This is a genomic window from Aquimarina macrocephali (assembly GCF_051627225.1).
GTDB lineage: Bacteria > Bacteroidota > Bacteroidia > Flavobacteriales > Flavobacteriaceae > Aquimarina > Aquimarina macrocephali.
Genome location: NZ_CP151795.1, coordinates 1,451,435 through 1,476,467 on the forward strand (window position 1 = coordinate 1,451,435; position 25,033 = coordinate 1,476,467).

General features: G+C 32.4%; 24 protein-coding genes. 18 read left to right on the forward strand and 6 right to left on the reverse strand.

Annotation, left to right across the window (positions count from 1 at the left end):
- Positions 1–304 precede the first annotated feature (304 nt).
- Positions 305–664: a toxin-antitoxin system YwqK family antitoxin gene (locus tag AAFU52_RS06510; RefSeq protein WP_438425898.1), complete on the reverse strand. Its 360-nt coding sequence runs from the start codon at positions 662–664 to the stop codon at positions 305–307.
- Between the two features lie 345 nt (positions 665–1,009).
- Between AAFU52_RS06510 and chrA the strand changes: the two genes are divergently transcribed.
- The 5 genes from chrA to AAFU52_RS06535 all read left to right on the forward strand — a co-directional run bounded on the left by chrA (position 1,010) and on the right by AAFU52_RS06535 (position 8,063).
- Positions 1,010–2,140, forward strand: a complete 1,131-nt coding sequence (gene chrA / locus AAFU52_RS06515; RefSeq protein ID WP_438425899.1) for a chromate efflux transporter — start codon at positions 1,010–1,012, stop codon at positions 2,138–2,140.
- 279 nt (positions 2,141–2,419) lie between these two features.
- On the forward strand, positions 2,420–3,619 hold the full coding sequence (locus tag AAFU52_RS06520; protein ID WP_024768186.1) for a porin: 1,200 nt from the start codon (positions 2,420–2,422) through the stop codon (positions 3,617–3,619).
- A 77-nt stretch (positions 3,620–3,696) separates the two neighbouring features.
- Positions 3,697–6,084, forward strand: a complete 2,388-nt coding sequence (locus AAFU52_RS06525; protein ID WP_438425900.1) for an inorganic phosphate transporter — start codon at positions 3,697–3,699, stop codon at positions 6,082–6,084.
- Positions 6,085–6,300: 216 nt separating this feature from the next.
- Complete coding sequence (locus AAFU52_RS06530) at positions 6,301–6,984, forward strand: response regulator transcription factor (protein WP_024768187.1); 684 nt, start codon at positions 6,301–6,303, stop codon at positions 6,982–6,984.
- Complete coding sequence (locus AAFU52_RS06535) at positions 6,984–8,063, forward strand: sensor histidine kinase (RefSeq protein ID WP_024768188.1); 1,080 nt, start codon at positions 6,984–6,986, stop codon at positions 8,061–8,063. The genes AAFU52_RS06530 and AAFU52_RS06535 overlap by 1 nt, the downstream gene beginning before the upstream one ends.
- Here AAFU52_RS06535 and AAFU52_RS06540 read toward each other — a convergent pair.
- Entirely contained in the window at positions 8,001–9,056 is a 1,056-nt protein-coding gene (locus AAFU52_RS06540; protein WP_024768189.1) for a glycosyltransferase, read from the reverse strand. The genes AAFU52_RS06535 and AAFU52_RS06540 overlap by 63 nt on opposite strands.
- Positions 9,057–9,383: 327 nt before the next feature.
- Here AAFU52_RS06540 and trmB point away from each other — a divergent pair, with 327 nt between their 5' ends.
- Genes trmB through AAFU52_RS06555 form a run of 3 tightly spaced genes read left to right on the forward strand, consistent with a single transcriptional unit; the run spans position 9,384 to position 11,055 of the window.
- Positions 9,384–10,058 carry a tRNA (guanosine(46)-N7)-methyltransferase TrmB gene (gene trmB / locus AAFU52_RS06545; RefSeq protein ID WP_024768190.1) on the forward strand — a complete coding sequence of 225 codons (675 nt, stop codon included), beginning with the start codon at positions 9,384–9,386 and terminating at the stop codon, positions 10,056–10,058.
- A 14-nt stretch (positions 10,059–10,072) separates the two neighbouring features.
- The gene (locus AAFU52_RS06550; protein WP_024768191.1) at positions 10,073–10,702 is read left to right on the forward strand and encodes a LysE family translocator; all 630 of its coding nucleotides are present in this window, start codon (positions 10,073–10,075) and stop codon (positions 10,700–10,702) included.
- Entirely contained in the window at positions 10,693–11,055 is a 363-nt protein-coding gene (locus AAFU52_RS06555; protein WP_438425901.1) for an MGMT family protein, read from the forward strand. The genes AAFU52_RS06550 and AAFU52_RS06555 overlap by 10 nt, the downstream gene beginning before the upstream one ends.
- Here AAFU52_RS06555 and AAFU52_RS06560 read toward each other — a convergent pair.
- Positions 11,050–12,366, reverse strand: coding sequence for a Fic family protein (locus AAFU52_RS06560; RefSeq protein WP_024768193.1), 1,317 nt, complete (start codon positions 12,364–12,366; stop codon positions 11,050–11,052). The two genes, AAFU52_RS06555 and AAFU52_RS06560, sit on opposite strands and share 6 nt — an antisense overlap.
- 221 nt (positions 12,367–12,587) lie before the next feature.
- On the opposite strand from AAFU52_RS06560, the gene AAFU52_RS06565 reads away from it, so the two are divergent.
- The gene (locus AAFU52_RS06565) at positions 12,588–13,727 is read left to right on the forward strand and encodes an Mrp/NBP35 family ATP-binding protein (RefSeq protein ID WP_024768194.1); all 1,140 of its coding nucleotides are present in this window, start codon (positions 12,588–12,590) and stop codon (positions 13,725–13,727) included.
- Between the two features lie 3 nt (positions 13,728–13,730).
- Complete coding sequence (locus AAFU52_RS06570; protein WP_024768195.1) at positions 13,731–13,970, forward strand: NifU family protein; 240 nt, start codon at positions 13,731–13,733, stop codon at positions 13,968–13,970.
- 9 nt (positions 13,971–13,979) lie between these two features.
- Here the strand turns inward: AAFU52_RS06570 and AAFU52_RS06575 are convergent, their stop codons facing one another.
- The 3 genes from AAFU52_RS06575 to AAFU52_RS06585 form a co-directional block, all read right to left on the reverse strand.
- Positions 13,980–15,107 (reverse strand): acyltransferase family protein, encoded by a 1,128-nt coding sequence (locus AAFU52_RS06575; RefSeq protein ID WP_206538786.1) that lies wholly within the window; start codon positions 15,105–15,107, stop codon positions 13,980–13,982.
- A 124-nt stretch (positions 15,108–15,231) separates the two neighbouring features.
- On the reverse strand, positions 15,232–16,410 hold the full coding sequence (locus tag AAFU52_RS06580; RefSeq protein WP_024768197.1) for a helix-turn-helix domain-containing protein: 1,179 nt from the start codon (positions 16,408–16,410) through the stop codon (positions 15,232–15,234).
- 12 nt (positions 16,411–16,422) lie between these two features.
- Positions 16,423–17,325 carry a metallophosphoesterase family protein gene (locus tag AAFU52_RS06585; RefSeq protein ID WP_024768198.1) on the reverse strand — a complete coding sequence of 301 codons (903 nt, stop codon included), beginning with the start codon at positions 17,323–17,325 and terminating at the stop codon, positions 16,423–16,425.
- Between the two features lie 732 nt (positions 17,326–18,057).
- Here AAFU52_RS06585 and AAFU52_RS06590 point away from each other — a divergent pair.
- From AAFU52_RS06590 to AAFU52_RS06625, 8 genes are all read left to right on the forward strand, one after another.
- Positions 18,058–19,269 (forward strand): hypothetical protein, encoded by a 1,212-nt coding sequence (locus AAFU52_RS06590; RefSeq protein WP_024768199.1) that lies wholly within the window; start codon positions 18,058–18,060, stop codon positions 19,267–19,269.
- 19 nt (positions 19,270–19,288) lie between these two features.
- Positions 19,289–19,819 carry a hypothetical protein gene (locus AAFU52_RS06595; RefSeq protein WP_024768200.1) on the forward strand — a complete coding sequence of 177 codons (531 nt, stop codon included), beginning with the start codon at positions 19,289–19,291 and terminating at the stop codon, positions 19,817–19,819.
- An 18-nt stretch (positions 19,820–19,837) separates the two neighbouring features.
- The gene (locus tag AAFU52_RS06600; RefSeq protein ID WP_438425902.1) at positions 19,838–20,797 is read left to right on the forward strand and encodes a DUF6175 family protein; all 960 of its coding nucleotides are present in this window, start codon (positions 19,838–19,840) and stop codon (positions 20,795–20,797) included.
- 12 nt (positions 20,798–20,809) lie between these two features.
- Positions 20,810–21,748 (forward strand): hypothetical protein, encoded by a 939-nt coding sequence (locus AAFU52_RS06605; RefSeq protein ID WP_438425903.1) that lies wholly within the window; start codon positions 20,810–20,812, stop codon positions 21,746–21,748.
- Positions 21,749–21,956: 208 nt separating this feature from the next.
- The gene (locus AAFU52_RS06610; RefSeq protein WP_024768203.1) at positions 21,957–22,739 is read left to right on the forward strand and encodes an MlaE family ABC transporter permease; all 783 of its coding nucleotides are present in this window, start codon (positions 21,957–21,959) and stop codon (positions 22,737–22,739) included.
- Positions 22,739–23,491: an ABC transporter ATP-binding protein gene (locus AAFU52_RS06615; RefSeq protein ID WP_024768204.1), complete on the forward strand. Its 753-nt coding sequence runs from the start codon at positions 22,739–22,741 to the stop codon at positions 23,489–23,491. The genes AAFU52_RS06610 and AAFU52_RS06615 overlap by 1 nt, the downstream gene beginning before the upstream one ends.
- A 28-nt stretch (positions 23,492–23,519) precedes the next feature.
- A complete protein-coding gene (locus tag AAFU52_RS06620; protein ID WP_438425904.1) occupies positions 23,520–24,521 on the forward strand; it encodes an MlaD family protein in 1,002 nt (333 codons plus the stop codon).
- Complete coding sequence (locus AAFU52_RS06625; RefSeq protein ID WP_024768206.1) at positions 24,511–24,999, forward strand: hypothetical protein; 489 nt, start codon at positions 24,511–24,513, stop codon at positions 24,997–24,999. Before AAFU52_RS06620 ends, AAFU52_RS06625 begins: the two co-directional genes overlap by 11 nt.
- Positions 25,000–25,033: the final 34 nt, after the last annotated feature.

Below are 25,033 nucleotides of genomic sequence, written 5' to 3' on the forward strand. Positions count from 1 at the left end.
TATTAATGTTAGAAAATTGTTATCTCGTAGTGTTTATCAAATGTTTTCTCAGTATTAATTCTATGTTAGATTCGCATACAAATCACTGTAAATAAGAAATTAACATCTATAAAACCATTCTTAAAAAAGACTCATTTTATTGTTAAGAAAACATATAACGAATAAGTAATGTAAAAAAAATTATAACCTTTCTTACATAGAAAAATCAAATCAAAGAAGTAATATCATTCTTTTTTGAAAGTTTTGTAAACAAAAAAGACCTCCAATAAGGAAGCCTTTATCTGTTTATTTTTTGTAGTAAAATCTAATTTTTATAATTTACGACTACATTGTCTTTACCCGACCAAGTTGTTACATCAGCGATTTGATTTTTATCATAATTTACTTCTGATAATTTATCCGCATTCCAGAAGAACCACTTCCCAGTTTTTATTCCATTATTGTATTGTCCCATGGCAATTTTCTTCCCTGTAGCATCATACGATTTCCATTCTCCATGAAGTTTACCTTCTTTATTATAGAAACCCTGCTGTCTTACTGTTCCATCTTCAAAATAAAATGTACCTTTAATCTTGTCTCCTTGCTTTTCAAAAGTAGGTTTTACATCCTGAGCCATTACAGTCGCCGAAAATAAAATGGCCATTGCTACTATTATCTTTTTCATGATTTTAAATATTTTATGATTATTTGGGATGTCGACTTATACTATAAAAGTAGTGTTTATTTTACATTTAAACAACGTTTAGGTAACATTAAATTAACATTAATCTTTTAATACAATGATTATCAAACTCTTAACCGATGTTAAATTTACTATTCACAATATCTAAGATTTCAAATCTAGCTATCTGTTCTGCTTTGTTTTTGTAAAGGTCAGACTCACACTAATCTAGATAACAAGCCTGAAATTAGTAACAATTATTGGTTACATATTTTAGTCTAATTTAGTGGCCTATTTCATATTTTTGATCGGCTTAGTTCTCCGTATAATTCCAGAATCATACTATAAATGAATAAAAAGAAAAAGCTTATTGAGGTTGCTATTGTTTTCTTTAAGTTGGGTTGTTTTGCTTTTGGTGGTCCGGCAGCACATATTGCTATGATGGAAAACGAAGTCGTTGATAAAAGAGAATGGATGGATAAACAACATTTTCTGGATCTTATAGGAGCCACAAATCTGATTCCTGGTCCCAATTCTACCGAAATGACGATGCATTGCGGTCATGAGCGTGCTGGGATTCCCGGTTTATTTGTCGCCGGAGCCTGTTTTGTTTTTCCTGCCGTAGTTATTACGGGGGTTTTGGCCTGGTTTTATACTTCTTATGGGCAGCTACCAGAAGTAACTCCTTTCATTTCGGGAATTAAGCCAGCTGTATTAGCCATTATTTTATCAGCAATTCTAAAATTAGGAAAGAAAGCATTAAAAAACTGGGAATTAGGTACTATCGGAGTTTTAGTACTAATTTTTAGTTTATTGGGGGTAAATGAGGTTATTGCATTGTTAAGTGCAGGTCTTTTTGGAATATTATATTTTTATTCTAAATCGAAATTAAATACCTCCTCTAAATCTGTTGCTCCGTTTTTTATATTTAAAATTTCTACACTTACGTTTATTAAACTTTCTTCTATAAAAGTTCTTTGGACATTTTTTAAAGTTGGTGCCATATTATATGGTAGTGGTTATGTTCTGTTTGCATATCTGGATGCAGAATTAGTGACAAAAGGGTGGTTGACCAGATCAGAATTGATAGATGCTATTGCGGTAGGTCAATTTACACCAGGCCCTGTTTTATCTACTGCGACCTTTATTGGGTATCAATTAGCGGGATTTTGGGGAGCCATAGCTGCTACTTTAGGAATTTTTCTTCCTTCTTTCCTTTTCGTATTACTTCTTAATCCATTAGTTCCCAAAATGAGGAAATCAATACTGCTTAGCTATTTTCTCGATACTGTAAATATTGCAGCCGTAGCCATCATGTTATCGGTATTATTTGTAATGTCTTTGGATACTTTAATCGATTGGAAAGCAATAAGTATTGCCATAATAAGTACTATCATCATTTTTGGAATTAAAAAAGTAAATCCTATGTGGATTATACTCGGCGGATCACTTCTCGGTTACATGTTAAGTCTTATATAGAATCACTTTTAATGATAGCTTAAAGTTTTGGTAACATAAAAACTCGCCAAATAAAATATTTTTGGCGAGTCGTAAGACAACATGTAGTTTCAAAAAATCATATTAGTTTTTGTCGACTTAGATTTTTGAAATACAGGGCTAACCGAAATAGGTTAGCCTTTTTTGATTTTACATAAATACTCAAAAAAAACATTCTAATATAATCATTATAAAACATTAAGTTAACATTAACTTAACATTGATACAGGTTCTTTGCAGCGACAAAAACTAGTATTGATTATGAAATTAAAAAACACACTAACAGCGTTAGTCTTTTTTACGCTTTGTTTTGTGAATGCTCAGGAAACTACTGAGACTAAATTTGGAAAAGGAATCCTAAATGTAGTTGCTAAAGATAGCTCTTGGAGTATGAAATTTGCAACCAGATTTCAATTACTTTCTACCACTGGTTGGGATATTAATGATGGTGACTACAGTAAACCCGAGACTAATTTTTTAGTAAGAAGAGCACGTTTAAAGTTTAGTGGTTTTGCTTATAGTCCAAAACTTCAATATAAAATAGAGTTGGGATTATCCAATAGAGATATTTCTGGAGCTTCAGAATTCACTAGTAATGCTCCTCGTTATATTCTTGATGCTGTTATAAAATGGAATTTCTACAAAAACTTTACCCTTTGGGCAGGGCAAACAAAACTACCCGGTAATGTAGAACGTGTTATTTCTTCAGCAAACTTACAATTAGTAGATCGTTCCAGATTAAATAGTCGATTTAACATAGATCGTGATTTGGGAGTACAATTAAGACATCACTTTAAATTATCTGATAAATTTATAGTTAGAGAAGCTTTTGCAGTTTCTCAGGGAGAAGGAAGAAATATTACCAGTGGGAATTTAGGTGGTCATCAATATACAGGAAGACTTGAATTATTACCTTTTGGTAAATTTAAAGGTAAAGGAGATTATAAAGGAGGGGATCTTAAGAGAGAACAAACTCCTAAATTAATGCTGGCGGCAACTTATGATTTTAATGCAGATGCTGTAAAAAACAGAAGTAATCAGGGTTCTTATATGCAAACCAATACTGGTTTTTATGAAACTAACATCTCTACAATATTTGTAGATGCTGTGTTTAAGTATAAAGGTTTCTCTTTTATGGGAGAGTTTGCTGATAGAGATGCAGATGAAGCTATTGCGGTAGAAGAAGATGGGACACCAACAGGAGATATCGTTCAGGTTGGTAATGCATTAAATTTTCAAGCCGGATATTTATTTAAAAGCAATTGGGAAGTAGCAGGACGTTATACCAATCTTAATTACGATGCAATTGTTGGTAAAAATCTTGAAGAACAATATACCCTTGGTGTATCAAAATATATAGCTGGTCATAACTTAAAAGTTCAATCTGATATAAGTTATACCACTGAAGACGGGGATAGTAGTGGATTAATGTATAGATTACAATTTGATATACATTTCTAAATCACAAGCTAATACATAACAGTTTGGTAACATTAAGCTGAGAATTGATTATAATATTTGCACCTTAAACAAAAAGTATGGATAATATTTATTTATTAATGGTAGTCGCGCTAGCGATATTAGCGATTGCCGATCTTATTGTGGGAGTTAGTAATGATGCGGTTAACTTCCTGAATTCTGCTATTGGTTCTAAAGCAGTGTCTTTTAGAACAATTATGATTGTTGCCAGTATTGGTATTGCAGCTGGAGCTGTTTTCTCTAGTGGATTAATGGAAGTAGCTCGTAAGGGTATATTTAACCCTGGCGAATTCTATTTTGATGAGATCATGATCATCTTTATGGCAGTTATGATTACAGACATACTCCTACTCGATTTTTTTAATACGCTGGGGATGCCTACTTCGACAACGGTATCTATTGTATTTAACCTTTTAGGAGCAGCAGTATCTATTGCTCTAATTAAAATTGGAGCAGATCAAGGATTAACTTTCTCTGATATAGGAAATTATATTAATACTAAGACAGCAACAAAAATTATTAGTGGTATTCTGCTCTCGGTCGTGATAGCATTCTCTGTGGGTGCTATTGTACAATTTATAACCCGTTTATTACTATCCTATAATTTTGAAAAGAAAGCCAAATGGGTTGGTGCTTTATTTGGAGGGATTGCATTAACTGCATTACTGTATTTCATTTTCATGAAAGGAATTAAAGGTACTAATTATGCTAAAGCCATAATTGATGTTGTTTATAATGGTGGTCCAGAGGGACTATTGGACTGGGCTAATAATTATTTTGGTAGTGCATACGAAAGTGTAAAAGAATTGGCTAAAGCTCAAAAAAGTCTATTTAAAATTGATGGAGATGCAGGGACAATTAAAATGACATTGAGAGGTTTTTTAGAAACCTATGTATTTCAGATCGTAGCTGCTGGTTTTGTACTGTGGTCAATATTGTCATATATTCTTATTAATTTCTTTAAAATAAATATTTATAAGCTTATTATCATTGTAGGTACATTTGGATTAGCGTTGGCTTTTTCTGGTAATGATCTGGTAAACTTTATTGGTGTCCCAATTGCAGGCTGGCAATCTTATGAGGCCTGGGTAGTTTCTGGTGTTCCTGCAGCAGAATTTTCTATGGATGTTTTAGCTAAAAAAAGTGAAACGCCAGTGTTATTATTATTCTTGGCAGGGGGAATTATGGTTCTTACATTATGGTTTTCGAAAAAAGCACGTTATGTTGCCGATACCGAAATTAATCTTTCTAGAGAAGGGGAAGCTAAAGAACGTTTTAAACCAAATTTTTTATCAAGAGGTGTTGTTAGAAGTACTGTTTTGATATCTCAAGGACTTGCTGCTATTACACCAAGACCTGCTATGGAATTTATAGAAAAAAGATTCACTAAACCTGTAATAGATTTACCAAAGAACAAAACTTACCAAATGCCTGCATTTGATATGGTAAGAGCAGCAGTAAATCTTATGGTAGCTGGAGTTTTGATTTCTATTGCAACTTCTATGGGATTACCACTTTCTACAACCTATGTTACTTTTATGGTAGCAATGGGTACCTCATTAGCAGATAGAGCATGGGGAACAGAAAGTGCTGTATATCGTGTAGCCGGAGTACTTAACGTGATTGGCGGATGGTTCTTTACAGCTATAAGTGCATTTATTGCAGCAGCAGCAGTAGCATTTTTGATTAATCTTGGCGGCCCTATAATGATTGCAGTACTATTACTTGTAGCAGTATTGCTTTTAGCAAGAAATACTATTAATTATAGAAAAAGAGTCAAAGCAGAGAAAGCTGAAGACAGTCTTAAAAATTCTGAAAGTAGCTCTGTTCAAGGAGTGATCGAAGAAAGTGCAGATAATATCAAATCCTTTGTAAATAGAGGAAATAAGATTTACACAAGTACAATCGAAAGCCTTGTAAAATATGATTTGGTAGCCTTAAAGAAAAGTAAAAAAGGAATTGCCAAACTAGATGAAGAAGTTGAAGAGCTAAGAGATAATATTTTCTACTTTATCAAGAATCTCGACGAGTCTAGTGTAGGTGCCAGTAACTTCTATATTAATATTTTAGGATATCTGCAAGATATGTCTCAATCTTTGGAATATATTACCAAGGCAAGTCATAAACATGTAAATAACAATCATAAAAAACTTCGATTCAATCAGATCAAAGACTTAAAAGAGATCGAAGAGCAATTAAATGAGTTGTTTAAACAAATCAAAAAAGCATTTAACGATAGAGATTTTGATCATATAGATAATATTATTAATGAAAAACAAGAGCTCTTCAATAAAGTAAATCAAAAAATTGATAAACAAGTTGCTAGAACAAGAACTGAAGAAAGTAGCCCAAAAAATACAACTCTGTATTTTGGATTACTATTAGAAACCAAAGATCTTATTACTGCAACAATGAACTTGTTAGAGACTTATAGAGAACACAAATAGTAAATCTCATCTTTAAGTACATTATAAAAAAAGGCTAAACATTTATTGATTTAGCCTTTTTCATTTTCACAAAAACAATTCAAAAAAATAACTACGTTAAGTAAATGTTACCTACTCATCCCTTGAATGTTAGCTTATCGTTACCAAGTCTATATAAATATGTATACTTGGTATTAAGTAGTATATTTATCCAATGTTATGTAATGCTAAACAATAATGAATAAAAAAGATATTACGATACTATTAGTTGATGATGAACCTGATATTTTAGAAATTGTTGGGTACAATCTTACTGCAGAAGGATATACAGTATTAACCGCAGAAAATGGAGTTGAAGCTGTAAAAGCAGCAAAAAAGAAAAAGCCACATTTAATCATTCTTGATGTAATGATGCCAGAGATGGATGGTATAGAAGCTTGTGAACATATACGAAAGCTACCAGATTTACAAAATACAATCATTACTTTTCTTACAGCACGTGGTGAAGATTATTCTCAAGTTGCTGGTTTTGACGCAGGTGCAGATGATTACATCACAAAACCTATTCGTCCTAAAGTTTTGGTAAGTAAAGTAAAAGCCCTGTTAAGAAGACTTAAAGAAGAGGAATCCTCAGATAATGTTGTTAAGATAGGAAACCTGGTTATCAACAGAGACGAATATAAAATTGTCAAAGATAAAAAGGAGATTGTATTACCTAGAAAAGAGTTCGAATTATTATCTTTATTGGCCTCTAAGCCCGGTAAGGTTTTTAAGCGAGAAGATATCCTTGATAAGGTTTGGGGCAATGAAGTTATTGTAGGAGGCCGTACTATTGATGTTCATATTAGAAAACTAAGAGAAAAAATCGGCGATAACAGTTTCAAAACTATTAAAGGAGTAGGATATAAGTTTGTAGTTTAATGGCAGAAAATTTTAAAAAGTCGTACAGGTTCGCATACCTATCGTCTTTATATATAACCATATTAATAACGCTCGCATTGAGCGTTTTTTTATATACTCAATCCCTGTTTAACCCATTTTTTATAATAGGTTTTACAGCAATCTGTTATATGATTTGCTTTATAATCATACAGTACAGAGTAGAGAAATTTATTTATCGTAGAGTACGTAAAATCTATGATGATATAGAGATGTTAGAAGTAGACTCTATTGGAGAAGGCCCTGTTACAACAGATATGAGAACTCTTATCAAAGAAGTTGAGAAGTTTGCTCAACAAAGAAAAACAGAGATCGAAACTCTAAAAATCAGAGAAGCTTATCGTAAAGAATTTATGGGTAACGTTTCTCATGAATTAAAAACACCTTTGTTTACTGTTCAGGGATATGTTCTTACCCTTCTTGATGGCGCAATGAATGATCCCGAGATTCTTGACAAATACTTAAATCGAGCCAATAAAGGAGTCGAACGTTTAATCTACATTGTAAATGATCTGGACATGATTACCAAGTTAGAAACTGGTGATCTCAATCTCAACTATACCAACTTTGATATTGTAGAATTAGTACAAAGCGTATTTGATTTATATGAGATGAAAGCGTCAAAAAAGAATATCGCCCTTACTTTTGATATGAACTATGAAGAACCTATACTTGTGCATGCGGATAAAGAACGTATACAACAAGTACTTTCTAATTTGATTGTAAATTCAATAAAATACGGAAAAGAAGACGGTACTACAGAAATAAGCATCGAAGACTTGATTCGTAATAAAACCATTATTAGAATTACTGATAATGGTGAAGGGATTGCACAAGCTCATATTCCTCGATTATTCGAGCGTTTTTATCGTGTAGATAAAAGTGGATCGCGTAAAGAAGGTGGATCTGGTCTTGGACTAGCTATTGTAAAACATATTATCGAAGCGCATCATGAACGTATTTATGTAGAAAGTGATTATCGAGTTGGAAGTGAATTTTCATTTACTTTGGAAAAAGTGAAAAAGTTCCCTGTAGTCAATATCAGTACTAAAACTACTTAGCCCTCTATACGCATTTAAATCCCTTAGTTTTGTTAATGTAAATTCGTTCTGATTACAACTAGGAACCAATTTATTAATAGTTAAACGTTCAGCCAAATATTCTTGTTCAAACTGCCCGGGAGTTGGAATAAAAAAAGCCTTTTTCTTCAGTTTTGCAAGATCCATTACTGTTGTATATCCAGACCTCGAAATAATCAAATTACTACTATTAATAGTATCTTCCAAATCTTTTCCTGTTAGATAATTATGAATAGTGATATTATTTTTCACAAACGTCTGCTGGGTTTCCTCAATACGTCCACGTACAAATACAATCCTCTTATCGCTTTGTTCAAATTCGTAAAACAGTTTTTGCTCTAACAATGTGCGTTGTGGTTCTGGTCCAGAAAGCAATACCATAATATCATACTTTTTAGGTACAATATGATATTCAAATCTACTTAATGGTCCAAGATAAGTCACAGGAATATTGTTTTTCCTGGGATGGCCTAATTCACCACTTAGATTAGGGTCGTCTGCCATATCAGGAACCCAACACACATCAAATTTTTTAATATACTTGTTATGTAACTTAGTACTTATAGAAGTAGTTTTTCCGCTCAATACAGTAAGTTGATGTGTAATAAATACCGAAGGAATACTCTTATGTCGTACTCCCATTCTATTATCAGAGATAATCCCACAAAATTTTTCCTCTTCAATGATTTTTTTTATTGCTTTTTTTTCAGCATTAATTGCATGAGCAATTTTAGGGCTGTTTAACAACATCTTTAATTTGAAGTTACTTCCTTTTTTAGAATACTCTATATTATAAGAAGGGAGTTCTTTGGTAAGTAACATAGGAAACTCCTTTTTTAATAACGATAAAGCAACTCCATCAGAAGCAATAACAGGCTCCAGACCTTCTGCTAATAATGCATTGATAATAGGAATACATCGGGTTGCATGACCTAGCCCCCAATTAAGAGGAGCAACAAGTACTTTTTTCTTCAAACGTTCTAGTATTTAAGTTGTTATAGTAACTATCAATTTGATTCTTAATAATAAAAGTAATCCTATTTTCTTATGCATATATTTCCTTAATTTTACCAAAAAATTATCTTTAGTGAAACTTCATATTCAAAAACAAGAATGTATTGATTATTTAATTGAAGCTGAAGGGTAGGAAAAACAAGTATATCTCATAGCAAAATGAGATACACTTCTGGTATTCGACGTAAAAAAATACGTCAATCATAATAAAAAGGATAGTATCGACAAGTGTTAGTGTAACACAAATCGAATTTAAAAGACAAGTAAGTAAAGAAATTAAGAGGATCAGTGGGAAGTAAGAATAAATTAAAACGATTTAACGAAAACAAAACCTTTCATAATGTAGTAGAACCTACTCGAGAGGATGTGCTTAATAATACTTTGGGGTATAAAGGAAAATGGAATGATGAATTCTTCAAAAACCAAAACCCCATTGTTCTCGAATTAGGTTGTGGTAAAGGAGAATATACTGTAGGGTTAGCAGAACAATACCCCGATAAGAATTTTATTGGTATCGATATCAAAGGAGCTCGTTTTTGGCGAGGAGCAAAAACCGCAATCGAAGATGAGATCCGTAATGTGGGATTTATAAGAACTCAAATAGAATTAATCGATCATATTTTTGAAGAAGAAGAAATTGATGAAATATGGATTACCTTCCCAGATCCGCAAATCAAATATAAACGTACAAAACATCGATTAACCAATCATGATTTTTTACAGCGTTATAAAAAAATCCTAAAACCAGATGGTATTGTACATCTTAAAACAGATAGCGAATTTATGCATGGATACACATTAGGGTTATTGCATGGTGAAGGACATGAAATACTCTATTCTAACCATAATGTTTATCATAATGAAGGGTCTCCAGAGGTTGTAACTTCGATTCAAACTTTTTATGAAAAACAATATTTAGAACAAAATAAACCTATAACTTACATCCAGTTTAGGATCACGTAATTACCTCAGTAATTTTGGAAACTACCAAACTATTTTTAGTCACATTTTTTGCATCACTGGTTGGAGTGATTCCACCTGGATTGGTAAATATGACCGTAGCCAGAACCTGCCTTGAGAGAGGTAAAAATAACGGAATCTTAGTTGCAGTTGGTGCATCAATAGTTGTGATATTTCAGGCACTGATAGCAATTCTTCTAGCCAAGTATATTTTCTTCAATCCATATGTTAGAAATATATTACTTCGTACAGGAGCAGTAATCTTTTTTTTCATGGCCATCTATTTTTTTGCAAAAGCAAAGCAAAAAAGCACAAAAATAAAGGTCTATCGAAATAATGACACCAGAAGCTTTTTTAAAGGTGTTATGATGTCTGCAATTAATGTATTACCCATACCCTATTTCTGTGCTATTGCTGCAGGAATGAGTGTTAGTGGAAAAATAGAATATGACACCTTGCGAATTACTGCTTTTATCATAGCAGCAGGAGCAGGAACCTTTGTAACGCTCTATTTTTATGTGTTTTCTTTCCTTAAAATCGAAAAGAAAACTGCATCTATTGCCAAATACTCTAATTACTTTATGGGGATATTAATGTTGGTTCTAGTAGTTATAACCTTAGCAAGAATTATATATACATGGGAGTAAAGAAAAATGATATAGATACCGGATCAGAGTCTGGTACAAATTTTTTTGAAAGAGTATATGAAGTCGCCAAACTTATTCCATATGGCAGAGTTACTTCTTATGGAGCTATCGCAAAATGTTTGGGTGCCGCACGTAGTGCTCGAATGGTAGGCTGGGCTATGAATGCTTGTGGAGGTCGTGAAGATGTTCCTGCCCACCGTGTTGTAAATAGAAAAGGAATTCTTAGCGGAAAACATCACTTTCAAGGCACAAATCTAATGCAACAGTTGTTAGAGAATGAAGGTATTGAAGTGATCGATAATCAAATCATCGATTTCGAAAAGTTGTTCTGGGACCCTATGAAAGAGCTATGAGAATTTTTCATCAAAATCGTCACCTTTCCAATAATTTGCGGTCTTTTTATTGATCTTGATTTTTTTTAGAATATTTCGATCTACCAAACTTTCCAGATCAGTTCTTGCAGTCTGATTAGTGATTGAAAAAGTAGTTTGAATTTCTTTTACTGAAAAATAACGATTTTCATTTTTCTTTATCCAAAATAATAGCTGTGCCTGTCTTTCATTAATATTAGGTTCCTTATAAAATATCGATAGTTTAACTTCTTCTTTTTTCTTTTTGGCAACATATTTTTTTAAGTCTTCAAAAGCTTGTGTTAGTACTTTTACTTGGTAGTAAATAAAATAAGTAACATCCATATCATCTATTTCAGTATAAATATATGCTTTTTCATACTGCGTTTTCGTTTTCATAATTACTCTTGAAATAGAGAGATATTCTGCCAGCCAATATCCATCTTTTAGCAAATACCAATAGAAAATCGCACGAGCTGTTCTTCCATTTCCATCCACAAATGGGTGAATATATCCAATCAAAAAATGCAAAATACTTGCTTTAACAATAGGGTGAATAAAATTATCTTTTGGATTAGTATTAAAAAAATCACAGAACGATTGCATAAGTGTATCAAGCACCTCAAAATCAGGAGGTGTATGAATAATCTCTCCTGTAATTTCGTTCATTACATGTGTTTCATTATTCTTTCTAAAAACCCCTACTTTTTCTTCTTCTAATGTGTTTTTGGTAACCAGTCTATGAATCTCATAAAGTTTCTCGATTGAAATATCTTCAGTTTTATGATCACTTATAAATCGAATAGTTTCATAATTATTCAGAATCATCTGCTCCGATTTATTTTTCGGGTTTTTATTTTTCCTAAGCATATCTTTAGCTTTCACTCTTGTAGTGGTAGCCCCTTCTATCATAGATGAAAAGATTGATTCTTCCATCAATGCATTATTAAGATATTGTTGTTTATCTAATTCTGAAAGTAATTGTTCTTTTTGTAATCCTGCTCCAAAATTATGATCTAGATAATGGAGTTTTTGCTGTAGAAATTCATTTATGTTATAATTAAACCACAGGGTTCTGTTTTTCCCTTCAAGATATAAAGCTACCTGATTCAAAAACCTTTTTGTCTTTATGTGTCTCCAAGCTGCATTGGCATTTAGATTTTTAAATTTCAAATACTTTATTTTGTCCCAAAACAAATAATTCGAATTTATTTTTGCGAACGCATCTTTGTCTAGACTATTTTCTATATTTAATGCTCCCATTTGAAAATAAGTATCATTATCTGGTTCAAAACCTGGAGCTTTTTCAATCATATTTCCTAATTTTTCAAAAATTTACAAATATTATCAAATATACGATTTATCCTAATATCTCCTAATTTTTCAAAAATTTACAAATATTAAGATATAATCAATAGCGATACAGCTATAAATCATTTCAATTTATAGGCTTTATAATCTTAACTTTTCAACCTATCTTTGCGTTTAGGATCCATCTGGATTGATAAAATTAGTTAGAAAAAGAAATAATACTCATGAAGTTAGAGAAATCGGATATTTTAAAAGCATTAGAAACTATCACCGTGGCTGGAGAAGGCAAGAATATGGTAGAAAGTGGTGCTGTAAAAAATGTAATTACTTTTGGCGATGAAGTCATTGTAGATTTAGTCTTGACCACTCCGGCATTACATATTCGTAAACGTGCCGAAGTAGATGTAATGAAAGTTATTCATGAGAAAGTATATGAAAAAGCAAAAGTAAAAGTTAATATTAAGGTTGAAGCTCCCACAGCTCAACCTCAAAACAACGAAATCAAAGGAAAATCTATCCCAGGAATTACTAATATTATTGCGGTAGCTTCTGGTAAAGGAGGTGTAGGAAAATCTACTGTAACTTCTAATATTGCAGTAACTTTGGCTAAAATGGGATTCAAAGTTGGGGTATTGGATGCAGACATTTACGGCCCTTCTGTCCCTATAATGTTTGATGTAGAACGAGAACGACCTCTTTCTGTAAAAGAGGATGGGAAATCCAAAATGAAACCCATAGAAAATTATGGTGTTAAGATCCTATCTATTGGGTTTTTCACGCAACCAAATCAGGCAGTAGTTTGGAGAGGGCCAATGGCAGCAAAAGCACTAAATCAAATGATTTTTGATGCAGCATGGGGAGAGCTCGATTTTATGTTAATCGATTTACCACCGGGTACAGGAGATATACACCTTTCTATTATGCAATCTCTACCAATAACTGGAGCCGTGGTGGTTAGTACCCCACAAAATGTAGCATTAGCAGATGCCAGAAAAGGGGTAGCTATGTTTCAGCAAGACAGTATTAATGTACCTGTCTTGGGGATTATAGAAAATATGGCATATTTTACACCAGAGGAGCTTCCTAACAATAAATATTATATCTTTGGTAAAGAAGGAGCTAAATATCTTGCAGAAGATCTTGATGTTCCATTTTTAGGAGAGATTCCATTAGTGCAAAGTATACGTGAAGCTGGAGATGCAGGTAGACCCGCAGCATTACAAACAGCAACACCAACAGAAAAGGCCTTTGAGGAATTGACAAAGAATGCAGTTCAGGAAGTAGTGAACAGAAATGATAATCTACCTCCTACCGAAGCAATTAAAATAACAACAATGGCAGGCTGTTCTGCTGTAAAAAAATAGAAAATGACTTCTGAAGAATTAAAAATTAATGTAGAAAAGGCCTTAGATGAAATAAGACCTTTTTTGGAAAGTGATGGAGGAAACATTTCTTTAATTTCTATTGAAGATGGTAAGATCGTTAAAGTTCAGTTAGAAGGTGCATGTGTAGGGTGTAGTGTAAACCAAATGACCCTTAAATCTGGAGTAGAAATGACTATTAAAAAATATGCTCCTCAGATCGAAGCTGTACTTAATATAGAATAAGCACAATACTTAAACATAGGGTTTTTTTAGCCCAAAAAATGGATGTAAAACGGGTATTCTTAAAATGATCAAATGATAGATCATCCAACTACCTAAAAATGTACCTAAAATTAATATTGTGAACTTAGGTATAAATCCCCAATCCAGATTCATTACATAATACCCTATTGCAATCATAATCGTTTGATGTAAAATATAAAAGGGGTACACTGCTCGGTTACAATATGCTAATTTTTCACTCTTCTTATTTAAGAATTTTGCTCCATACCCAAATATTACCAAAATCCAGGACCACAAATTAATTACTTTAACTAAAGCTTCAGAGAAATGCACAAATGTGCTATCTTCTAATTGCAACCATATCCATATTTGGGTACTGAATGTAATAATCCCTATGATCAGTGCTTTAGATTTTATTTGATCTATACTATTCCAGAATTCTTTTCCAGATGCAATAAGAATGAATCCAAAGAAAAATAAAATAAAACAATTTATAAAATTGAACCAATCATCGATTAATGCATGAGTGACAGGAAAAAAAGGTTCTAAAAAAGCCTCAGTGAGATATAATGGTATAATAAAAAGATATAATCCATACTTTTTTTGCACTTTTCCTTTGACCCAGACAACTAGTTTTGTCGGATTTTTTTTAATCCAGATAAATACTGGTGAAAGCACTAAAGAGAATATCAACAGATAGGGCAAAAACCAGAGATGATGCCAACTAAAATTACCTTCCGGATATATCCCGGCATATGCTATGGTAGTAAAATATTCTATTAGCGAACCAGAGAATTGATGGTTTGACATGCGTTCAAAATATACCTGTGGAGGGACAATAAACAGCATCCCAAAGAGTAATGGAATTGCCAACCTCTTAATACGTTCCAGATTAAATTGCCATAAATTTCTGGAAGAAAGTGCATAGTAGGTACCCATACCTGATATCACAAATAAAATAGGCAAACGCCATTGATTTAAAAAGAGCATAGGCCAACGAAGCCAATCATAAATTATGTTGTTTTTAATATGAAACCCCCAAGGCACAAAAAACATTCCTACATGATAAAAAATCAATAACCCAAATACAATAACCCGTAACCAGTCGAGATCATATCGACGAATTTGTTTCTCCATAATATGTATACTATTAAAAATTTGTTTCGCCAAAAGTGAAGTATTTTGCTTATAATCAACTAACAAAAAAATAGTATTACGTCTAGAATTATAATTTTAGACATTTTTTGACCGGTGTTTAATCCTAAGAAACAGGTTTTTGAAATTTTATAAATGCTTTTGGAGACATTTCTACATGTTTTTTAAAAGCGTTATAAAATGTAGCTTTTGATTTAAAACCAACAGAATTACCTATAGCTTCAATAGTGAGATGACTATAATTTTCATCTAGCAACCTTTTTTTAGATTCTTCAATTCGATATTGATTTATGAAATCATTAAAATTTAAATTGGTATTTGCATTTATAATTTGAGAAATATAATTAGAATTAGATCCTAAGGTTTTTGCCAAATCTTTTAATGAAGCCGAAGGCAATAAATAGTATGTTTCGTCTTCTATAAAAGCTTTTATTTCTTTTATAGAATTTTGATCATTTTTAATTTTTGAAGTTTCATACTTATCAGCTATCCATGAATTTTCAAAGAATCGTGATTCTGAAAGTAGAACAAAAGTTGTGATTAGAATAAGAGTTGTAAGAAAGATAAAAATATAATGATCACCTGCATCATCTTCAAAATTTAGAAATACTAAAAACACAAGGATAAATGTTGCCAGAAATCCAATGATCATGTTTCTAGAAAAATCATATTTAGTAACCTTTATATTATTTGCATTTTTTGTTTCACTAGTATAAAAATGCCTTAATATAAGCCTTATAGATAGCATAATGTAAATGACAAAGCTGGATAAAACGAGCCATCTAAATTCATCTTTAATCCATAGGTAAGAATAATCGATATTATCTGGAACAGGAATTCTTGGTATTTCTGAAAAATACGCTCCTAAATATGCATTAATTTTAATAGAAACAGGCCCTATATAATATTTTATCTGAGACAAAAAATATACTGCAGACGGTAAAATGTGTATCCAATGTTTCTTAAAAGTAATTGAATTTCTTTCGAGCAGTGCATAAATAAACATATAAATCGATGGCCCTAAAAGTAATACCAGAGGTTCTGTACTGTCGTTTACATGTGGTACATATTTTAAGAGGCCTGTATAACATAAAAAAACATCAACTGCAATAATAGATTGCAGCAATAAAGACCATCCATATATTCTAAAAGCAGTATTTTTTGAGGTTCTAAAAAGAATTACTAAACTCAGTAATATTCCTAAAAATATACCCAAAAACATAAAATATGATACCAGGTTATGACGTATCGGGATCTTATCGATTATATATTGAACATTTTCCATTAATAGAATGGTCTATTCTGTAATAAATTCGGTTAACTTTTGAGGTCCTTCCAAGGGAACTCTAATGATTTTTAACGTTCCGTCCTCAGTAGTAGAAATTTGCCATTTAATCAAGGTGATATTACCATTTTCAATTTCTATTCCTGTAATAGATCTGGGATGCACACAACTTCCATCATTAAACAAAGCTAGTTCTCCAGCTTCTGGAAATCTAGGTCTGTGAGTATGACCAATAATAGTTAACAAGTTCTCATTATTGGCTATCCATTTTTTGATTCTGCGTTCTATTCGTATGGTTTCTTTGTAGTTTTTTGCAGGACTGGTTGGATCTGCTATCCCCACTACCTGAAGAGGTTTCCATAAAATCCGCACAAGAAACCTATTTATTCTCCAACCTATATAATTCATAAAATCTGCTTGATGACCATGAATCAGGAAAACTTCCTGCTCTGTATTCTTATGTTTCAATACAATAGCTTCATGGTATTTTATATCAGGGAACAAAGGAACTTCTTTATCTGTATCTGTTTTTTGATCAAAATAAGAACTAAGATGTTTTTTTACATATTTTGGATCCCGGTATACCATATCATGATTACCCCAAATCAAATTTAATCTATAGTCCGCATGAAATAATTGTAATAACTCGTATATATCTTTATGTGCTCTAAATATGGTTTCAAAACTTAAATTCTCCCACAGTTCGTCCCCATCACCTAATTCACAATAGGTAAACCCTTCGGTATAATAATGTTTCAGGGCATGAAAATAAATATTTCTGTTATTAGCAAACTCATCTGCAAAACTATTATCTCCCCGGTGACAATCACTAAAAAAGATAAACTTAGAAGTATCATCAAACTGAATTACTTTGGCATTTTTATAAGCACGATCCAAACGGGATTGAGAAGACATACATTACGTTTTTGTAAATATAAAATATTCCTGTTTAAATAACTTCAATTTCGAATGATGGATGGATACAAGTATTTTAAATAATTAATATAGTTAGTATTCTTTTTATCTGAATAAGATTATATTAAATAGAGTTGATACAAATTGACATAAGAATGATAATCAAAATTTTAACTTGTAATAAACTTATTCTGCTTCAATAAAGGAGTATTATAAACAGTTAGCCGGATTTAAACACAAAATTTGATTTTAAACGAGAAAAAATGATTAATTAAAAATTAATTTAATCATTTTTTTTTATCTAATTTAGCAATTGTTGGTATCTAAAAAAGGAGGTACATAATTCGCATTAATATAGGGAAATGCAATTAACACTAACTATCAATTTTAACTTATGAAAAGAGTAATACTATATTTATTAGTATACATAGGTATATTTAGTACCTACAGTCAAGAAAAGCTTACAGAATTCACACTCAAGATAGTACAGATTCCTTAAAAATTTAATAATCATAACATTACATAAAAATAATTACCAAAACAGGTTTAGTCAATATATTTCCCCAAAAATAAAACACTCCACATAATCTTAACGTAACCCAAAAGAAACCCCTGATTTCAGGGTGTATTGTTGTAAGTTACACTAATAACTTTACAGTCAACCTGTAATAAATTAGATGTTGCAAAATGAAATTAAACACTAACTAATCAATTTTTAATCTAGTTTAATCTATGAAAAAAGTAATTTTATGTTTACTAGTAGCTGTAAGTACATTTAATATTTACAGTCAAGAAAAACCCACCGATGTTGTTTACAGAAGAAGCTCTTTGTTTACACTTATGGTAACCGATCAAGAAAGGCAATACGCAGATGTTATTGAAGAGGCATTTACATCGGCTGAGCTTCCAGAAAAATTTAATAATCATAACATTGACTTAAGAACGATTGCCAAGGTTTATGATGAGTCGTTATCAAAAGAAGAGATAAAAGAGGCTCAAAAAGTTGCTATTGCAGAGTATTTTTCTGCTAACAAGATTGCAAAAGCTGTAGTTGCAAAATGGTTTAACAGAAGTGAACAAGGAGGTTTTAATATGGATCTCATCTCTGAAAGAGGATCATACAACGCTACAGAATTAGATGTAAAAATTGCTAAAAACAGTGAAAGAGGACTAGCTTTATTAGCTGATGCCGGAGAAGAACTTATTAAAAATACATTTATTGTTGTTAATGATTTTAAGTATATCAGTAAAGAGGAGGTAGCTCAGACCGCCAAAAAAGGATTAGGATTTGCAGCAAGTCTTACAGGAAAAACTGGTCTAGGTTCAAAATTAGCAGGAAAAGCTCTTGATGTTGCAGGAAAAGGGTATGTGATAAAAACAACTTCAAACTTATACAAATTGATATGGAATGAAGAAACCGCTGCTATTTTTTATAATGATTATTGGACAGATGATGCTAATTTTGATGAAGCCAAAAAGAAGGCTTTTGATGATTCTGATATTTTTAAAGTAGAATTGGTAGGTACAGAAATAGCCTGGGCCGATCTGCAAAGTAGTTCATTTACTAGAAAAAGCGAAGAACAATTAGTTGCAGTTGCCACTGTAAAAGCAGTTGATGCTGTAATCGCAAAATTGCAAAGAAAATACGAAGTATTTAGAACCAAGACGCCTCTAATAAGCGGAGATCCTTTATCTGCAAAAATTGGGCTAAAAGAAGGATTAGAAGGAGGAGATAAATACGAAGTATTAGAGCAAACAATCGATAAAAACGGAAAAACATTTTATAAGCGACAAGGAGTTATAAAAGTAGACAAGAAACAGATTTGGGATAACCTCTTTATGGCTGGTGAAGAACGAGAATCTACAGAAAAAATTAAGGAATACACCTTATTCAAAGGGGGGAAAAAATATTACTCAGGAATGTTGATCAGACAAATTAATTAAGAAATTCAAACTTTATATTATGAATAAATCCATCATGAAAATAAGCTTGGTATTAATACTACTATTAAGTTTTAGTTTTAATGCCAATGCACAGAGAAAAAAGAAAATAGCAAATAAAGACACAAAAGCATGGAGGTATGATATTGAATGTGAAGGCATTGCTAAACAAGGCTCCAAGCTTGTAAAAGTTTGGTCATATTCAAAAAAACCAAAGTTCGCTATCGGTCAAGCTATGAAAAATGCTGTACATGGTATAGTTTTTAAAGGATATGCAGGAGGAGGAAATGGATGTACTTCTTTTAAACCTCTTGTAAGTAAACCCGGAGCAGAAAATGAACATGCAGCATTTTTTGATACTTTTTTTAGCGATGGCGGTGAATTTATGAAATACGTTACCGCTGCAACCGATGGTAATATAGCACCCGGTGATCGTTTAAAAGTGAGTAAAAGGGAATATAAAATAGGAGTTGTTATAAATGTTGCCACTGACCAATTAAGAAAAAAATTAGAAGCAGAAGGAATAATTAGAGCATTAAACGCTGGATTTTAAATTTAAAACAAAAGATTAATGAAAAAAAATATTATCGTACTCGTTGGGGTTTTAATGCTGACTATATCATTTGGTTTTGGTCAGGCAAAAAAACCTACTATTATGGTTGTGCCTAGTGATGTTTGGTGCAATCAAAATGGATATATGTTAGGTTTTAACAATCAAGGAACAATCGTAAAAGTTCCTGATTATAAAAGAGCATTTCAAGAAAATGCAGAGGTGCTTCAGGTAATCAGTCAAATAAATGGAATGATGGCCGAAAGAGGTTTTCCTCTTAAGAATATGGAGTCTGCTATAAAGACTTTAGAGTCTAATGCTGCAGAGGACAATATGCGTTCTTCAAAAGACACGGGAAGTGGTGTAAGTGAAAGTCCGATTGATGCCCTTAAGAAAATCGCTAAAGCAGATATTATAATGCAATTAACCTGGACAATTAATAAAACCGGACCTAAAAAATCAGTTAATTTTAACCTTCAAGGGTTAGACGCATATACAGACAAGCAAATCGCAACAGCAACAGGTACAGGAGCCCCTTCATTTTCTGCAGAAGTACCAGTATTGCTTTCTGAAGCTGTATTATCACATATGGATAATTTTACCGGTTCTCTACAAACTCATTTTGATGATATGTTTGAAAACGGACGTGAAATTATTGTAAGAATCCAGAAATGGGATGATTGGGATGGTGACCTAGAAGCAGAATATGGAGATGATGACGAAGAGTTAGGAGTTATTATTGAAGACTGGTTAGCTGATAATGCTGTTAAAGGTAGATTTAACACAACAGACATGACGGCAGATATGGCTCTTTTTGAGCAAGTTAGAATTCCTCTTTTTAACGAAAAAGGCAGAGCAATGGATGCCCGAAGATTTGTAAGAAAACTAAGTAAAAAACTTAAGGCTGAACCTTATGCAATTCCTAACAAACTTGTTATGAAAGGCCTAGGAAGAGCAACCATCATATTAGGAGGCAAATAAAATTATAAAACGATGAAAAAAATATTATATATAATGCTGTTTTTTGTAGCAACCTCAATGGTAGCACAAGAAAAAAAGAATAACGATGGGATCTCATTAGCAGCATATGTACCTAGTCAAGTAGAAGGGATTCCTGCTTCTGCAAAAAAAATGTTATTAAATAGGTTAGCACAAATTATTACTAAAAATGGAATTAGTAAAAATGCGTATAACTCAAGGTTTATACTAGCACCAAACATTAGTGTGTTAAGTAAGGACATTACTGCTACAGCTCCACCAAAGACAGCATTAAATTTAAATGTTACTTTATATATCGGAGATGGTGTATCCGGGACTTTATTTGCAAGTCAATCAATCGAATTGAAAGGAGTAGGTAATAATGAAACTAAAGCATATATTTCTGCTATTAAAAGGTTATCACCTAAAAATCCTGAAATCTTAGAATTTGTTGAAAAAGGAAAAGAAAAAATCATAGAGTATTATAATGCAAACTGTTCTAACATTCTTAAAAAAGCGGCAGCATTAGAAGCTCAGAATGAATTTGATGAAGCTTTGGTTGTATTGACTAACGTTCCTGAAGCAAGTACATGTTTTAATAAGGTAAAATCAAAAATCAAGGTTCTTTATCAAAAGAGTATTGATAGAGACTGTAAACAAAAGCTTACTGAAGCATCAGCAATCTGGGCAGCAAACCAGGATATAAATGCAGCAAATGAAGCTGGAGCTATTTTGTCAACCGTAGAACCTCAAGGAGCTTGTTACGGTCAGGTAAAATCTTTATATGCAAAAATTGCCGCTAGAGTAAAGGATCTAAGTGATAGAGACTGGAACTATCAGTTAAAAGTATTAGATCTTAAGAAAACATATATTAAAGCTGCTAGAGATGTAGGAGTAGCTTATGGTAAAAATCAGCCCCAAAACGTTAAGTATAATGTAAGAGGTTGGTATTAAGATTATACATCATATACATATAAAAAAGGCTGCCTCTAGAGACAGCCTTTTTTATGTTTCAAAAACCGCTTCATAGGATAAAACTTAATACCATCTTACCATAATTATACTATACAGTATTACTATCTATTATCTGAACACCTGATTTATATCATTTTTATTAGCAAATCCTACTTCTATCTTTGAATAACCTTGTAGCTAATCATTTATGACACAATCACTTCGCATAGTAGAAAGGACCAAAGCTTTTTTTACAGAGATAGGCGATTTGTCATATTTCTCAGGACGTTTTTTTAAAGAAGTATTTACTCGACCTTTCGAGTTTCAGGAACTATTACGACAGTGCTATAATATGGGTAATCGTTCTTTACTTTTAGTTGGAGTAACCGGGTTTATTTTAGGATTGGTTTTTACGCTTCAGTCTCGACCTACTTTGATGGAATTTGGCGCAGAGTCCTGGATGCCTTCTATGGTTGGGATTTCTATTGTGAGAGAAATCGGACCCGTAATTACTGCTCTTATTTGTGCAGGACGCATTGGTTCTGGAATTGGTGCAGAACTGGGTTCTATGCGAGTAACAGAGCAAATCGATGCTATGGAAGTATCAGGAACCAACCCTTTTAAGTATCTTGTTGTTACACGTATTACAGCAACAACCTTAATGCTTCCTATATTGATTATCTTTGGAGATGCAATTGCTCTATTTGGTTCAGCCATTATCGAAAATCTAAAAGGAGCTGTCTCCTATCAATTATATTTTAATCAGGTATTTGATGCTATAAAGTATAGTGATATCATTCCTGCTACAGTAAAATCATTCTTTTTTGGATATGCGATAGGATTAGTAGGATGTTACAAAGGATATTACTGCAAAAAAGGAACGGCAGGTGTTGGTGAGGCATCAAACTCTGCAGTAGTATATACTTCAATGTTATTGTTTGTCATTGACTTCGTAGCAGTATTTCTGGCAGATATATTTTTTGAAATTTAATGAAACCTAAAAAAAACATAACCTCTGTTCTGGAGATCAAAGATCTAAGAAAAAACTTTGGCGATAATCACGTGCTCAACGGATTTAATCTACAATTATTTGAAGGAGAAAATCTGGTTGTGATGGGCAAATCGGGTTCTGGTAAATCGGTAATGATTAAATGTCTGGTGGGGTTAATGCAAGCAGATAGTGGTAGTATACAAATAAAAGGGCAGGACATTACTATTTTGGGACAGATAGAACTGGATCTACTTCGAACCGAGATTGGCTTTTTGTTTCAAGGTAGTGCTCTATATGATTCTATGACCGTTCGAGAAAATCTGGAATTTCCTTTACGTAGACATAAAGATAAATTGAATATGACAGGGCATACTGAAGCTTTAGTTATAGAAGCACTAGAAAATGTAGGTTTGGCACATGCAATTGACCTAATGCCATCAGAACTCTCAGGAGGAATGCAACGCCGAGTAGCACTGGCAAGAGCCTTAATCCTAAAGCCTAAAATTATTCTTTATGATGAACCTACGACCGGATTAGATCCAATAACCTCTAAAGAAATTATCGAATTAATGCGCAGTATCCAAAAGAAATATGGAACCTCATCATTAATCATCACACATGATGTGGATTGTGCAAGAGTGATTTCTAATAGAATTATTTTGCTCGTAGACGGAATTAATTATGCAGAGGGAACATATCAGGAATTATCTCAATCAAATGACCCCCAGGTAAAAGCTTTTTTTAAGCATTAGAGGATAGATAAAACTAAAGTGAAACGTTATGAAAAAAACAGCATCTCAAAAGTTGAAACTTGGTGTCTTTGTCGTGATTGGCACAGTATTACTTATCGCCGCATTATACTCTATCGGAAATCGAAAAAATCTCTTTGGTAGCAATATCAGAATCATGACTCAATTTACTAATGTCAACGGTCTCGAATTAGGAAATAATGTTCGGTATTCTGGTATCAATGTAGGAACAGTAAGCAAGATTAAGATGATAGACGATACTCAAATTATAGTCGAAATGCTTATTCGAGAAAATATAGGAAAACATATTAAAAAAGACGCCGTAGCAACTATAGGATCAGACGGCTTGGTAGGCAATATGATTGTAAATATTATCCCTAGGGAAAGCAAAAAATTACCTGTGATATCAGGTGACACCATCCAATCTTACAGTAAGGTAAGAACCGATGATATGCTCAGTACTCTTAATGTCACCAATGAAAATGCCGCCTTACTTACAGCAGACTTGTTAAAAATAACTACAGAAATCATTGAAGGTAATGGAACCATAGGGTTATTGATCAATGATTCTATAATGGCAAAAGACCTGAAACAAACTATATTTCAATTAAAAAATGCCAGCACAGGTGCATCACAAGCTATTACAGAACTTAGAAATATCATCTATTCTATCAATCAAGGTAAAGGTGTGGCTGGTGTTTTGTTACAGGATAGCCTATCTGGTCAGAAAATGAAAACTATTGTTGATAATCTGGAGCAGTCAAGTGTTGATATTAATCAAGTGACCAAAAATCTTACGGTAGTTCTAGAAGAGGTAAAAGAAGGAAAAGGAGCGTTACACTATCTAACAACAGATCCAAACCTGGTTAAAAATATTGACTCTACAATGAATAGCATTAAAGAAGGAACATATCGTTTTAACGAGAATATGGAAGCTCTAAAACATAATTTTTTGTTTAGAGGGTACTTTAAAAAGCTAGAGAAAGAAAAGAAAAAAGAAGAATCTTTTAAGAATAATAGCCATGAAAATTGAACATCTTGAAGAACGGGTTAATGATTATAGGAATTCTATAAAAACGGTTGTAGATAAAAGAATGCTTTGGAAAAACAAAACCAAAGATATTCTACTTAAAACCTTACAGGGAATTGTACAACAATATGATATTGGTTGGAAAGTTCAGGAATTGAGCTGGATTCATAATAACGAAGCTATAAATATTACTTTTGATTCCTTTCCTCAAGAACTAATAGATTGCACAAACCTAATACCTGCATATCAATTTTTGCCAGGAGGAGCCTTAATTTTTTCACAATCCTACAATGGTGACATTTATGTTTTTATGTTATTCCCCGAGATCGAAAATAAACCTCAAGAAAATAACATGATAGAATTAGGAGTATATACTCCAGAATCGATAACTCAAAAACTTATAGTTGAGAAAGTAGATGAATTTTTAAAAGAAATTATTAAATGGGAAGTCCCTTCTCTAAAGAATAAAGTAGGGTATTGATCCAATTCTGGATAGTTTGTTTTGATATGTATTG

What these genes read in the sequence shown, in the direction of transcription:
- AAFU52_RS06555 (WP_438425901.1), top strand. Translation starts at nt 10,693, where the DNA reads ATGGGAGTAAAGAAAAATGATATAGATACCGGATCAGAGTCTGGTACA.
- AAFU52_RS06565 (WP_024768194.1), top strand. Translation starts at nt 12,588, where the DNA reads ATGAAGTTAGAGAAATCGGATATTTTAAAAGCATTAGAAACTATCACC.
- AAFU52_RS06625 (WP_024768206.1), top strand. Translation starts at nt 24,511, where the DNA reads ATGAAAATTGAACATCTTGAAGAACGGGTTAATGATTATAGGAATTCT.
- AAFU52_RS06530 (WP_024768187.1), top strand. Translation starts at nt 6,301, where the DNA reads ATGAATAAAAAAGATATTACGATACTATTAGTTGATGATGAACCTGAT.
- chrA (WP_438425899.1), top strand. Translation starts at nt 1,010, where the DNA reads ATGAATAAAAAGAAAAAGCTTATTGAGGTTGCTATTGTTTTCTTTAAG.
- AAFU52_RS06600 (WP_438425902.1), top strand. Translation starts at nt 19,838, where the DNA reads ATGAAAAAAAATATTATCGTACTCGTTGGGGTTTTAATGCTGACTATA.
- AAFU52_RS06525 (WP_438425900.1), top strand. Translation starts at nt 3,697, where the DNA reads ATGGATAATATTTATTTATTAATGGTAGTCGCGCTAGCGATATTAGCG.
- AAFU52_RS06595 (WP_024768200.1), top strand. Translation starts at nt 19,289, where the DNA reads ATGAATAAATCCATCATGAAAATAAGCTTGGTATTAATACTACTATTA.
- AAFU52_RS06520 (WP_024768186.1), top strand. Translation starts at nt 2,420, where the DNA reads ATGAAATTAAAAAACACACTAACAGCGTTAGTCTTTTTTACGCTTTGT.
- AAFU52_RS06560 (WP_024768193.1), bottom strand. Translation starts at nt 12,366, where the DNA reads ATGATTGAAAAAGCTCCAGGTTTTGAACCAGATAATGATACTTATTTT.
- AAFU52_RS06535 (WP_024768188.1), top strand. Translation starts at nt 6,984, where the DNA reads ATGGCAGAAAATTTTAAAAAGTCGTACAGGTTCGCATACCTATCGTCT.
- AAFU52_RS06510 (WP_438425898.1), bottom strand. Translation starts at nt 664, where the DNA reads ATGAAAAAGATAATAGTAGCAATGGCCATTTTATTTTCGGCGACTGTA.
- AAFU52_RS06585 (WP_024768198.1), bottom strand. Translation starts at nt 17,325, where the DNA reads ATGTCTTCTCAATCCCGTTTGGATCGTGCTTATAAAAATGCCAAAGTA.
- AAFU52_RS06580 (WP_024768197.1), bottom strand. Translation starts at nt 16,410, where the DNA reads ATGGAAAATGTTCAATATATAATCGATAAGATCCCGATACGTCATAAC.
- AAFU52_RS06615 (WP_024768204.1), top strand. Translation starts at nt 22,739, where the DNA reads ATGAAACCTAAAAAAAACATAACCTCTGTTCTGGAGATCAAAGATCTA.
- AAFU52_RS06610 (WP_024768203.1), top strand. Translation starts at nt 21,957, where the DNA reads ATGACACAATCACTTCGCATAGTAGAAAGGACCAAAGCTTTTTTTACA.
- AAFU52_RS06570 (WP_024768195.1), top strand. Translation starts at nt 13,731, where the DNA reads ATGACTTCTGAAGAATTAAAAATTAATGTAGAAAAGGCCTTAGATGAA.
- AAFU52_RS06620 (WP_438425904.1), top strand. Translation starts at nt 23,520, where the DNA reads ATGAAAAAAACAGCATCTCAAAAGTTGAAACTTGGTGTCTTTGTCGTG.
- AAFU52_RS06605 (WP_438425903.1), top strand. Translation starts at nt 20,810, where the DNA reads ATGAAAAAAATATTATATATAATGCTGTTTTTTGTAGCAACCTCAATG.
- AAFU52_RS06590 (WP_024768199.1), top strand. Translation starts at nt 18,058, where the DNA reads ATGAAAAAAGTAATTTTATGTTTACTAGTAGCTGTAAGTACATTTAAT.
- AAFU52_RS06575 (WP_206538786.1), bottom strand. Translation starts at nt 15,107, where the DNA reads ATGGAGAAACAAATTCGTCGATATGATCTCGACTGGTTACGGGTTATT.